Origin of the sequence: Paenibacillus sp. JJ1722 (genome assembly GCF_048282685.1) — a bacterium.
Taxonomy (GTDB): domain Bacteria; phylum Bacillota; class Bacilli; order Paenibacillales; family Paenibacillaceae; genus Paenibacillus; species Paenibacillus polymyxa_B.
This window is the reverse complement of sequence record NZ_CP182500.1, coordinates 696,252-709,638: the sequence shown is the minus strand read 5'-3', so window position 1 is coordinate 709,638 and position 13,387 is coordinate 696,252. Positions and strand designations below refer to the sequence as shown.

The window sequence follows — 13,387 nt, the reverse complement described above, 5'->3', positions numbered from 1 at the left end:
ATCAACTTCCTCCTTTACCAAATTCAGCAGTAAAATTATAATCTGGGAATTCTTCTTTGAGTTTTTCAATAGTTTTCTGAACAGCGGCTCTTAATTCTGGTGTATCTGCATTCATTCTAAAGTTAAAGCTTCTGACATCTTTAATCTCATCCAGTGTAGGTATCTCACTGCTTCCATTCTTTGTCGGTCTAGTATGATCTACCTTTTGAAGATTTAGTATTCTTTCCTTTGTTTTTGCATAAAGTTGTTTGTTTGCCCATTTCTCTGCAGTTTGGAACGGTTTACCTGTTTTAGGGTTTATAACAGATAACCCCTCAGCACTTTTATCTTCATGAAATACTTTATTCACTAAATCTATTTCATCAAACTCTCCTAAAGGGTTTCCCGCTTTATCAGCAATTTCAACTTCTTTAGAATGTGGAATTCTTGGATTATCTTTACCCGTCCCCTCAGAAGAATGATCATCCTTCTTATGCGATCCTCCTGGTGAAGCACCGTCATCTTTAGAATGCTTCTTTCCTTTCATTCCAACAATAAAAGCAAATGCTGTATCTACTAACAAATGGGCATTTTCTTGTTTGGATCTGTTTATCGTTTTTTCATAAGCAGCATCTGGATCCGTTATGACATTAACGATGTTATCTGCTACGTCTTGCTTTGCTTGGAAGTTATCGGCCACCATTTGACGGATATCTAGATTAGGAAAATTACGTATTCGTTCCCATGTCGCTTCTACACTCTCATAAGCAGAGTTTTTGATTTCATTGAGCACAATCCGCTCAGTCTCATCCAGGTCTTTCATAAAAGGACTTTCCCTATACGGCCCATACTCTTTTCTATAATCGTCAATTGAATTCAGAAAATCAATTAGATATTTCTTCTGTTCCGTCGTATATCCTTTCATATCATCCCGATACTTGGAGCTCATCAAAGCTCTGTCACTATATCGAAAATGGTTGTCCGTCTGCCGCTGATGTTCCATTAATGCGACTATATCTGTGGAGAGATCTTGATTATTATAATAAGCATCCAGCGCATTTTCAAACTGTTGATCCATATTTCTTTGATACCATCGTTCCCGTATATCAGAAGGAATATCGCTATAGGCTTGTACTGAAGCTTGATTGACTCCCTTTACATAGTTGATGAAGTCATGTATGGATTGTACTTCTCCATACCCTCTGGCACTCGTCCATACCTTGCCGAGAAAATCCATCGTCGCATGCCGTTCACGGGCCCTCTGTTCCTCCGCGTGTGCATGTAAGGTTTGAGCAGCAACCTTGGCCGTCTTCCCCAACACCACTCCCCAAACATGGGAAGGGACGCTGGCAATCATGGACAATCCTGCTGCCGCATATTTAACTATGGATGACGGTCCAGAGGAAGCCACTTCGGAACGAATCGAAGCTATTTTTTGACTTGCTGCTTTCGGTATGGCACCCAATACAGGAATAGACGCAGCCACATCACATACTTTCTGGGCTAATCCCAATACGCCATCGAGTAGACTAGCCTTCGGTGAATTTGGAGTGTTTACGGCTGACTTAACGGCTCCCCCATCTTTCGATGTAACGCTTGAATTGGAGCTTCCCCCTGTACTGCTGTTTGCTGCACTTTTTGCCGCCTGCGCCTCCGCATAAGCTTTCATAGACATTAGTGGTGGTTCCCAAATCGGTGCTAAATCAGCAACAAAAACCGATCTTTTAACCGTGCCTTCAAGCTGTACTTTAGCGGACCGTATATCCGTTTCCCCATCCAACACCAAGCTACTGCTACCCGCTTTGAAATAAATAGCCTCGGCAGCTTGAATATTCAACTCCCCGTCCGCATGCAAGGAGAGCGTCTTGCCTGCCGACAATGACAATTCATGTTCACTGACGACCTGGATTCCTGAACCATTCATTGAAATGTGAACCTGTTCCGATTTAGCCGTCACCTTCAATTCACTGGTACTCAGCTTGATGTCCTTGCCATGAGGAGTCCCCCAATACTTGGTGGCTGGATCAGTGAGCTTGGAGGACGAGCTTCGCCCTTGTCGTATGGAACTTGCCGCATATCCATCCGCCTCCTGCTCTGTAGGGAAGCGGACAGATACTGTATCTCCTCGTTCCGGCATGACGTACCAACCGCTATGTCCTTCGGCGGTATAACTACTGGCATACGGAAACCACCACGCCTTATCCCGATCTTGTTTTTCATCCACTGTAAGATGAACACGGATTCGGCCTGATTTGGCTTCTATTACACGTCCTTCGAATGAAGCTCCTGTGAGGTGAGGGCACAAAATCTCTGTTTGCTGAATTCCCTGTTCGTGAACCAGTTCATATTCGTGTAATAGCAACCCTTTCCGCAATTCAGAAGTGACTTCTGCCACCATCCATTGCTCACCATTCCAATTCGTGAGGTCTCCGGGCCTGGCAAACGTTTCACTCTCCATCATGTAGCTGAATTCCGCTGTCCTTTTCGGATCAAAACTATGTCGAGTACGGTAAACCGGATGCCTCATCTCAACGTACTGCCCCTCAGGCATACCAAACCAGAATTTAGGTCCATTCAATGAGATCTCTGGGATCAACACCGTTCCAAACCGGGAAGCCATCCGTTTGAGAAAGGCCCAATCCGTCTCTCGATATTGTAAAGTAAATTCATGTAAGATAGTACTATCTGTTATGTTATCAATAACATCGGCCTGATTGTGCTTCTGAATGATTTGCTTGATCAAATTTCCGTAGGGCATTAAGGTATCCTGATAAGACCGCGTTACAGGTGTGATATCCAACTGAATCGTATGAGAAACGGCTTCAAGCTCCACATAATAGATGCCACGCACCATCCGTGTTTCTGCATGGACCAGTAAACCATGGAACAAAATGCGTTCAGGCTGACCATTCTCTGTTTTGGTACGGATAATGACCGGTTCGTTATCCTGATCCTGTTCTATGTAATGATCTCTCTGCTCTTCATCTAACCATCCACTGATCTTTAACCGGGCATGGTCATTTAATTTTCGTTCAATACGCAGTTCGCTTATTGTTTGAAGAGGATATGGACCTGTACATTCCAACTCCGTATACGTTAACATCGTTTGTGTGTGATTCAACTTGTACCTCCTTACTCCAGCGTCTGGCCATCGTCTGTAATCCGAATCATTCCCCCGTATAGGCACGCATTCGAGCATTGATCCAGCAAGGCTGGTTCTCCCTCCACAAGCACATCACTTTTGCCGCCGATCCAGGGTCCGGTGATGACCGGAACACAGTTCGCTTTTTTCACCCCGTAGATATCCACCATGTCACTGCTTTTGACCGCTGGATTAGCTGGACAGGAGCAACGACCGAAATTGCTGATATTGGTTCCTGGCAAGTAATCTGTAACGTTCATTTGCGCTTTATCTTTTACATATACTCCGTGACTGAACGGACGTTTGAGACGTGTCGGTTGCGTACCAAAGCTGCAGCTTAAGATCGCCCCAGCAACAACATATCCTTGTTTACTTCCCCGTCCAGCTTGAATAGGTTCCTTATCGGAATGAGACTTATTTGCCATTCTTCTATTCCCCCTTTCATTCCTTTCCTAGTTCGTCTTCACTTCACTGCCAAGAACATTTGTCATTCCGCCCAGCGATACGGTGCTGCCTTTGCTAGTCATTTGAATTTCATTCCCTGCCGTGATTTTCACTTTACTGCCGGAATGAATGGAGATATTTCCTCCTGCGGAGAAATGAATCTGTTTGTCGCTTACAATATGAATACCATCTTTCTCATTTAACTGAATATACACAGCCCCCTCCTTACTGGTGATTACAATTTCATCGGGAGTTAATTTGATTTCCTTGCCGTGGGCGGTCCGAAACAATTTGATGTCGGGATTAGCAAGAGCATGCTGCTCTACACTCTGATTCTTTTGGCGCAAAGATGTACTTGCCATGCCTTCTTCTTCCCGATGGGCGGGGAAATAGAGTAGCACGGTATCTCCCAACTCAGGCATCACGTACCATCCGCTATGTCCTTCCGCAGTATAAGGAGAAACATACGTGAACCAGTGGGCTTTCGTAGGATCTTGAACGGCATCTATATTCAAATGTAATTTGATACGATCTCGCTCTACCTGGATGACTTTACCTGGTAAAGACAGACCAATAAGCTGTTCGTTAAAAACTTCCTTATGCCTCAATCCCTTGTGAGAAGTTAAGGTATATACGTGCTGCATCACACCCTTTTGCATGTGAGTATCTACCTTGTACACGTACAAGCTTTTACCTTTAAAAGTAACGGTGCTGCCTAACTCCAAAACTTGCTCCGCCTCAACCAGATAATCAATAAAATCATGCTCGTTTACATGTGCTGTATCATTGCCGTTAAAATAACGATAATCAGCGACTCGTTTACTGATGGTGTAATGATAATTCGTTAAATCAAGTCCTGACTGGGTCTCCTCAACACCAAAATAACACTTCGGCACATCAAACACCGAGGCAGGCGTGAGTGAAGTATGATAACGCGAAGCGATCCGCTTGAGGAACTCCCAATCTGTTTCACGATATTGGACCGCTATGCGACCTAAAGCTGCTCCCCCTGTAGCCGAATCAATAATGTCAAAACCGGGATAATCCCTACCTACAGCCCGCAGCAATTCCTCTACCTTCATATTTTTATCCTGAAAGGACCTGTCTTTTTTGCGAATATCCAGTTTATACGTGTGTGATATAGCCTCGACCTCCAAGTAATACACATCTCGGACAGCTTTGACTTCCATATGAAGTATCGTTCCGTTAAATAGCGGTGTTGGTGTTCCTGCCTCATCCAATTGTGATACACAAACCGGGGAATCGGCTTCGATCAATTGAACATAACTGTCCTGTAATTCTTCAGGTAAAATAGCTGTAAAAGAGAGCCGGGTATGCTCATTCAACCGCTTGGTCATACGCAATTCCTGAATACTCACCAATTCAAATGGTGTAATTTGCAGCCGATCATATGTAATGTTAGTTAATGTCATAAGGGTTTATTTTCCTTTCGAACAGACTCGATTTTCAACGTTAGCAGCATACTGCGGGCAACGGGCTTCCAGGTCACCATTTCTTCTTCCGTACAGTTAAACGCGCACATTAGCGCCCGTCCTTCCAATACTATGAAAAAGGATAAATTATACATACGTGCATTCCAGACAGGCGTCATGAATTCGCAGTATCCTATTCGAGTCTCTCCTATCTCCAACACTTCATGGCCAAACCATTCGGTCAACTTCTGGGTTTGTTTTACCACCAGAGCCATCTCATCCGTAAAGTCCTCCAACTCTTCTGTTTGCAACGGGCTTTCGGTATGCTTGAAGGTTAAGTTAATCGTGCCTGCCTCATTAGTGAAAATAAAATCTGGGCGATGATGAGAAGGATATTTTAATAGTTGCTCATCAATTGGCATATCCCGAAAGCTCTTTGGCATTGTTATACTGATACGTTCATCCACTAAATACCGCTGAGCAAAAACCAAACCTTCCCCTGCAAGCTGCATGAATGTTTGTAATGTTTGCCCAAACGGCTCCTTCTCGTGTGCGTGACTTAAAGCTTCATCCTCAGTTAAGGATGGATTATTTTCGGCATTTTCTGATCTTACCGTATGTAGCAAAGAAACAATTTTCTTATCCACATGTTCCACAAATATCTCCTCCCATTTCGTTACTGCATATCGACTTCCTGAAAGGAGATACCACTCGTTCCCCTCCGCAACAGACTTTCTGCTAATGCCAAATTTACTAATGTACAGGTTTCACGCAAACCTTGAACTTGCAATAAGGGCCTTCCCTCGGTGCGCTCTCGATCTACTACCAACTTCATCAATGTTCCTCCGGGATGAAATGTACTTAGCTCACCTACACAGTTCACTAAAGGGGGCTGAATCATCCAGTACAACTTTTGCTGAGAACGTTCCATATCCCGAAACAAAGCCATACGACTGAAGAGGCTCGGCGTATAGACCTGTAACAACTCATGTACAGAATCAAATACCATCATCCTCGAACCCATCAGAATATCAGGATAAACCGTATAATCGTGACCCTTGACCTTAAACTGTGCGGCATAAGAAGGGGGCCATTCCGTCCAATCATTTATACTTACCATCTCTGCATTGGCTTCTTCGTCCCATACGGGAACAGCAGAATACAACATCCGATCATCATGTTGACAAAGAAAATACTCCACTATGCCACGTCCCTTCCATTGCGTCTGTCCCACATGGTTTCATCCAAATGAAGTTAGATCCCGGGCAACTGGATGCATCCCTAAACTAAATCGGGTTCCATCCAGCACCGCCCCTTTGAAACAGGCCCCCTCTATAGCTGCACCAATGAAGTCGGCCCCCTGCAATATAGCCCCGGTGAAATCAGCATTCTGTAAGTAAGCGCCCTGAAATTTGGCTCCTGTAAGATCTGCTCCTGCAAAACTTACGGGTTGAAAACCAGGTCTTTCCCATCGTTCAGACTGGTATATTCCAGGTACAGCTACTGCATCTCGAAAAGACGTTCCTCTTAAGTTGGCTTTTTCAAAACGAGCTTCTTGAATCAAACAACCGCTAAAATCCGCTTCTTGTAAACAGGCTTTATTCCAACAGGAGCCGATCAAATTTCCTCCTGTAAAAATACTATTGTTAAAGGAACTTTCACTCAAATCGGCATATTGCAGACGTATTCCCTCATAATCTCCTTGAGACCCGTCAATCCCCCGAAAAACTTCATGTATGTAGTCATATGGTTTCTTTTCCTCAAGCCAATCTTTCATCACACTAGAATCTTTGATACGCACATCTCGTTTATAGACGACTTCACTTTGGTCTAAATACTCTCCGATTCTCAGTTCAAACACATCTTCCAACTGAATTTCATGGGCAAATTGAATTTCATCCAGCCATTCTTCCGTTATACTAAAACGTGCCAAGGCAATGATATATTGATGAATATATACTGCCCCTTGTAATTTCATCCTCTGAATATCATCTGGTCCGATTCTTCCACCATATTTCTTAGCGTGCTTACTTAATTCCATCTCCCACTCGTTCAAATAGCGAAATGCCCAATCTGCATTATAGGTATCTCGACAAGTATGGAGATCCATAAACCATCTTTTATCCATCGCCTCCACCAAATAGGTCGCCCTTCCGTTTGCTAATTCGGTACGAAGCATGGAATAAGATATATATCCCAAGGCGTGTTTATCACCTTCTTGCTGCATCAACTTGACTTTCTCAAATATCTGCTCCAGTGAATTGCAAAATGTCTTGGCTAAAGCATGCTTACGATTTTGAAAAGAGGCTTCCAACGCGAATAACATTCGATGTTTTAGGGGTTCATAGATCTCATTTTTAAAATGTCGAAAAACCTCTTCACGATTCACGCTCAATCTCCTTTCTAGTCGTCACATTTACATAGGCTGCACGCCTCAAGTAGTTGGTTATCTTAAACCGAAGTCTAATTTTAATGATATGTGAAATCATAATTTTCAAGGGTATATTTAACAGTAAATCATCCTTATGTATGTATCGGACAAATTAGTGATTTTGTTTACAGAAAGAACCATAACTGTACTCAATGAAAAAGGGGTGGGTTCACAATTGAACCCACCCCTTCCGAGAAATTAAATATTAATATTTTCTATTATTTTCATGATTAGTTTCTCTTTTTCAATTCTGTTCATTGATCATCTTATAGCTCAGTTTATTTAGGCACCATGATCAGAGCCGATGAATACCGAAAATCGGACTGTATTCTCTTTATCTGGTATCCTGTTTGATCAGTCCGTTTTAATTATAACCCGGCACTTTCTATGACTATAAATATAGAGTATCAAGAAGGCTATCTACTTTACTGTTTGTGAGACTGGTTGGGTAGGACTGAATACTCGGTCAAAACGGCGCATCAGTCCTTCAAGCGGGCCGACAGGAAGCCGCGCAATCAGCCAGCCCAGCAGTAGTGCCGCCACTGCGATAATCAGGTCGCCGAACGGAACGCCTTCGAGACTATGCCCGATTCCTATCAGATCAAGAATCCAGACCACCACAAACTGAATGGCATACATGGTCAGCGCCACGCGCCCGACTGCCGCAAAAGGCATTAATACAGCGGAAAATTTCTTCGCCACGAAGCATGCTAGTCCCAATACCAGAAACGAGATTCCCAGGCCTATAATCGTCTGGAATGACGAAGCGGTGTGCGGAGCCGACTGCAAAAGCATATGCCACATCGGTGGTTCCGTGTTAAGCGGCCAAATTGCGTATTCATCCGGCTGCATAGGAGCAATTCCCTGTGCGCTGATCAGCCATTGTTCAAAACGAAGGCTCCAACCTGGAAGCACAAAAGTGGCCAGCGTTTTGCCTATCACAAGCATAACAATACCGCTGCCTGCGAGTATGAGAGCTGTGCGTATCCTGGTGAGGTCAAAGCGGCCAATGGCCATGCCGGCAACAAATGCAGGAGTCAAGGCGAGAGCTGACATCGGACCTCCCGCGATATCACTAAGAAGATAAGCTTTCGAGAAAATGCTTGATCCAAGAATCATTAGTGGCGGGGCCGTCACGAGCAAAACTGCTGCTGTTGTAACAATTGTGCGGGTCGAACGGCGAAATAACATTAGTGCCAACACAAACATAGCTGCATAGGCAGGCAAAATGACACCATATGGAGTGTTCAGCATAATAAGCAAATACCCGATAATATCAACAAATACGGCGCGTGCCAGCATTCGCGCACGGAAAGCGGCCGTATCCGCTCCCCGATCCATCATGCGCTGTGCCATAATGGAATAAGATATACCCCCGCACAATACGAATAATAGTGTCGTGTTTCCGGAAACAATTGCAGAAACGTTTGGGTTCGATCCGAAGTGCTGCAAGTACATTCCCAGCACCGCCAGTCCTCGTACTGCATCAAGTGCTACAAGACGCCCGGTGCCCCGCCTTCTCCTCGACTCTTCTACAGAGCTTCGAGAAGGAATATCGCTTTGTGTACCGTCGTAGGATGTATTGGATATACCTGCTGTATCTACTGCTTTTTCATCCAATTTATTAGCAACCGTCTTTTCATCTACTTGATTTTCATTCAACTGGCTGTTTACGGAAGAAGCTCGTTTTTTAATATTTTCCTCTCCCTCATACTCTCTAACGAATCTGCTCATCAGCTTTATACTGCTTAGCAACTTGCATTCCTCCCTGAAAATACTGAATTCACATTTTTATCAACCTGGTTATGCAGAGGATTGATGTCACGCTATAGTCCAATATATCCTGCAGATGTCGCTAAAGTTTGATCAAGTTGTAAACAAAATGTCACAGTAGGCGAAACCGTTTTATCGCAAAAAACAACCTTATTCGCAGTTGATCACTGGAATAAGGTTGTTTGCAATATTATTAAAAGTCACTCAGTATTTTTCGGCGACGGCATTAAAAATTGAATTGGCCAGTAGTCGGAATTGCTGCTGTGAATGAGCGCCATTGGTTAGATCATTGGAGAAAACAGTAAGATTCTTTTTGTTTTCCTTATAGGTGAAGGCCATGATCTTTCCTCTTGCAGCATCGTGACCTGGCCACCAGCCCGCTTTGAAGAAGTTTTCTTTATTACTTATGGTCGCAAGAACTTTTGCTGCTTTAGGTAGTTTTGTAATGTAAGAACCTGTAACGGTATAGAAGTATTCTTCGTTAGCGTAAGGGGCTGTAATCACATGATCCTGTTTGACATTCGCTAGGAACACCCCTTCGTATCTTTCCCATGTCGGTCCAGCAAATGCAAATTGAGGAATTGAGTTTTTCACGTTATCCATTCCCATATTTCCATAAGCAATGTAAGGCTTTCCTTTCTCGACAAGTTTATCGGAATCGAATGTATTCACCAGCACATCGGCATGTTGCTGATCATCGGTCACTTTAAAACCGAGATTTTTGAGCACATAAGCTGGTTCACCGAGAGCGGCTACCGTAGAAGGTTTAAGAACTTTGCCAACAGGTCTATTATTGCCGAATGCCGTTACATCAAGATAATACTTCGAGGCCAGCGGGTGCAGATCATCATAAGCCACTGCAAAGTCGCCCGCTTCATATCCTGTTCCGCTTTTGGATAGCATTGTAACCACTTTGCCGGATTTAAGCAATTCATTAACCGTTTTGATGACATCGTTATTGGTGTTTCGGATTAAAACATAGGCAGAATGATTCGGCATTTGTGTTGCCGGAATCGATACGGAAGTCACCGGAGAAGTTTTGCCCGCAAACACTCCGGCTTCTCTAATCGCATCACATTCAAATCCTCGTAGGACTGGAAAGTCCTGTACAATCTCGCCAGCTACGGAAGCATAATCTGAGACATCAATACCATCATATAAAACCATGTTTGCAATGCCGTGTGTGGCCTGATGCATATTTATGATAAATGAACCTGCAGGGTAGGTCTTGCCAGCAGCACTTACAGCTTTTGTCGAGCGTTCAACCTTTACTCCATTGCGGATAAAATATTCAATCATCCGGTAGGCTTCCAGCGGATTTTTTTGAAGACTTTTATCAGTCGGCAAAACGTAATATTCAGGGAAAAAATTCTTATTACCGTGACGCGGGCGGCCAATGACTTGATTTTTTGCATTGACTAGATACCGATCTACGGCATGATCATCCATATTATTAATTCCACGTTCATATATTTTCAGCTGGTTCAAAAATAACTTTTCTTTCTTTTCCATAACATAATCGGTTGCTGCAGCGACACTATAGTACAATGCTTTGGTCGACTCCTCATTCGATTCAGGTGTTTCCAGCGTATGTCCCATTGCACCATGGTGCATGGCGAAGACAGCTGTATAGGCTGGAGATGCATCGTCCCATCCCGAAGCAGTTCCTTTGGAAACATATTTAGGATTTTCGGCCGTTTTACGATGTTCTTCATAAGGAATATGGTAGTAATCATACTTCGTGTTTGCAATACCTGCTTCACCCATCACTTTTGCCTGTTCTACCATGTTATCCATAAGCAAATCGTATTCAATATTCGGATTGTGAGGCGGTGTGGTAGGCTCAATCAGAAAATTCTTATCAAACCCATGCAGATCTAGGAAAGAAATCGGCGACCATCTGGCGATTTGCTCTGTTATACTGCGTGTTTCAGGCTGAGTTTGATATGAATTATCCCGGTTCAAGTCAAAATATTCAGCATTAGAACGTTCGGTATGAACCCTTCCATCCGGATTCTCCGTATACAGGAACAGGAAAAATACATGATCAAGCGCATCATCCAAATTCAGAGTTACCGTACTCGATTTTCCATTGGACGGGGTGGTCTTGTACGTAACATTTTTATCGAGGGCCATTGTCTTAAAATAATTGATAATCGCATCAAAGCCCGGCGCTTCATTTGGATGAATATTGTTGATCCAGATGGGCACTTGATAATCTCCGAATGCACCGGATTTAATATCGTTCTCCAGCTTTGCAGGATGATTCAGCATGTCAGGATGAGTTACATTCTGATATTTGTCAATCGTTGCTTTATCTTTGGCAAGCACAGTCATATAAATATCGCGGCCTTCCACGGATTTGCCGATCGACATCGTTTTAATGTATCTGTTGTTTTTTTGAGCTGCCTGTGCCGTAATCGCATCAATCTCCGGCTTCAGTTCGTCATACGTACGGAAGCTGTCGTACGGGACCAGTTTCATGGGAGCACGGGCAACAGTTTTTCCGTTGACTACTGCAGCCAGTTCATAGGTCCCCATCAGGGAAGCGTATAGCGGACGCTGCAGACTCGGTTCGGCAAGATTCTCCGTACCGTAAGCAAGACCGAAATTGATATTTGCAGTGACTTCTCCGTTTTCTGCTTTTATCTGAGTAACTGTGATAAAGGGGGCGCCATTATAATCGCCATTCTTGTACGATTTCCATTCCGATAATGGCTTTCCACCATATGTCCAGCGTATTTTCTTTATATTGGTCCCCTTCGGAAGTTTAAATCTAGCTTTAATTGTTCTTTTCTTCGTCATGGATGCTACATTGTTATCCAATTTCAGTGTCCGGGTATTTTCACCTTGCGTTGAAATTGTTTTTGTTGGTTGACTCTGTTTATCGTTCAATAACGTGCTTTTTGCACGCTGTGCAGCATCAGCCATAGCCATGTGCGGAGCAGTGATCTCCAGAAGCATGGCGGCGGATATGGTTAACGCCAAGCAGAACCTTACTATCGGTTTTGTACCCATTCTTTTTCCCCCTATTTATAACCGAAAGACCATGTTGTACTCTTCTTTATTCACAAAGAGCATTTAACAGACTATTGTCCGGCAAATGATGATTTTATATATTGTCCAATCCTATTCAAAATCTGTTTTCTACTTTTGTTCGGAAGGATTGTCTGTAATCGAGTTAGAAGCGTCGGAGTTTATGATACTTTGCACAAATTGCTTCAAATCCGTTCGACTTTTTACGTCCAGAACAGCCGCTCTGCCAACATAGGTTTCTTTTAACAGCTTCATTGGCGGTATTTGTTCATTTCCCTGTAATGTACTTTGATACCCTACCGAAGCCAAATTCCACATATCAGAGACTGACAAATTGGTATCGATATACGGACTGATTTCCTCTAGAATGGAAGGAAACTTCATAATGGAAGTCGTTGTTTTTACCTTCTCGGCTAATGCCGTAATCAATTGCCGCTGTCTTTTTGTTCTGGAATAATCGGACATGGCATCATGACGAAAACGGACATATTGAAGCGCCGTTTTGCCGTCGAAATGCTGCTGTCCCTGCTTTAAATTAATATCATACTCATGCTGATCGGCTTTGCTCTCATAGTACATATCCTTTTCGACATAAAAATCGAGTCCGCCTACAGCATCCACGAGTTTAATAAACCCCTGGAAATCCGTATATACATAAAAATGAACAGGCACCCCCAGCAATTCGCTGACTGCTTTCATCGCCGTATCTGGCCCATGCGTAACAGCGGTATTAATTCGATTTTTGCCGTACCCGGGAATATCCGTATAAGTGTCTCGAAGAATCGAAAATACATGAATATGCTTATTGGCAGGATTCAATGAAACGACCAACATGCTGTCGGATCTGGGTACCTCGCCCTTGTCACTTCCACGGGCATCCACACCCATCAGCAGAATGTTGACAGGCTCGGTTCCCTCCCACTCCGGAGCTTCCAGAGCTTCGGCATTATCGGTGCTTACTTTAATGAACGAGGAGTTTGCCGGTGTTTTGTTAAGTCCTTCTAATCCTTTGTAAATGGACAAGAAATAGTAAAAGACAAAGATTACAGCAGCGACCACAAGTAACAATGTTACAGTCAATATCCTCTTTTTCCTCTGTGTCATGTCATTCTTCCTTTCTGGATGATGAACGCCCCTGCCCCTTTCTGT

General features: G+C 43.5%; 9 protein-coding genes. All 9 read right to left on the bottom strand.

Translation table 11 applies throughout. The features are described from left to right. Position 1: 1 nt before the first annotated feature. The gene (locus tag ACM1ND_RS03300) at positions 2-3,100 is read right to left on the bottom strand and encodes a phage baseplate assembly protein V (RefSeq protein ID WP_418027062.1); all 3,099 of its coding nucleotides are present in this window, start codon (positions 3,098-3,100) and stop codon (positions 2-4) included. Between the two features lie 11 nt (positions 3,101-3,111). Then, on the bottom strand, positions 3,112-3,546 hold the full coding sequence (locus ACM1ND_RS03295) for a DUF4280 domain-containing protein (protein ID WP_068941311.1): 435 nt from the start codon (positions 3,544-3,546) through the stop codon (positions 3,112-3,114). Between the two features lie 27 nt (positions 3,547-3,573). Further along, entirely contained in the window at positions 3,574-4,998 is a 1,425-nt protein-coding gene (locus ACM1ND_RS03290) for a phage baseplate assembly protein V (RefSeq protein ID WP_071559354.1), read from the bottom strand. After that, complete coding sequence (locus tag ACM1ND_RS03285) at positions 4,995-5,654, bottom strand: hypothetical protein (protein WP_071559355.1); 660 nt, start codon at positions 5,652-5,654, stop codon at positions 4,995-4,997. Before ACM1ND_RS03285 ends, ACM1ND_RS03290 begins: the two co-directional genes overlap by 4 nt. Positions 5,655-5,674: 20 nt before the next feature. Beyond that, on the bottom strand, positions 5,675-6,232 hold the full coding sequence (locus ACM1ND_RS03280; RefSeq protein WP_418027061.1) for a hypothetical protein: 558 nt from the start codon (positions 6,230-6,232) through the stop codon (positions 5,675-5,677). Positions 6,233-6,238: 6 nt separating this feature from the next. Further along, the gene (locus ACM1ND_RS03275; protein ID WP_418027060.1) at positions 6,239-7,387 is read right to left on the bottom strand and encodes a pentapeptide repeat-containing protein; all 1,149 of its coding nucleotides are present in this window, start codon (positions 7,385-7,387) and stop codon (positions 6,239-6,241) included. A gap of 462 nt (positions 7,388-7,849) precedes the next feature. Then, positions 7,850-9,184 (bottom strand): DUF418 domain-containing protein, encoded by a 1,335-nt coding sequence (locus ACM1ND_RS03270; RefSeq protein ID WP_418027059.1) that lies wholly within the window; start codon positions 9,182-9,184, stop codon positions 7,850-7,852. A 222-nt stretch (positions 9,185-9,406) separates the two neighbouring features. Beyond that, the gene (locus ACM1ND_RS03265) at positions 9,407-12,220 is read right to left on the bottom strand and encodes a M14 family metallopeptidase (RefSeq protein WP_418027058.1); all 2,814 of its coding nucleotides are present in this window, start codon (positions 12,218-12,220) and stop codon (positions 9,407-9,409) included. Positions 12,221-12,349: 129 nt separating this feature from the next. Beyond that, positions 12,350-13,342 carry an LCP family protein gene (locus tag ACM1ND_RS03260; protein ID WP_028541103.1) on the bottom strand — a complete coding sequence of 331 codons (993 nt, stop codon included), beginning with the start codon at positions 13,340-13,342 and terminating at the stop codon, positions 12,350-12,352. Positions 13,343-13,387: the final 45 nt, after the last annotated feature.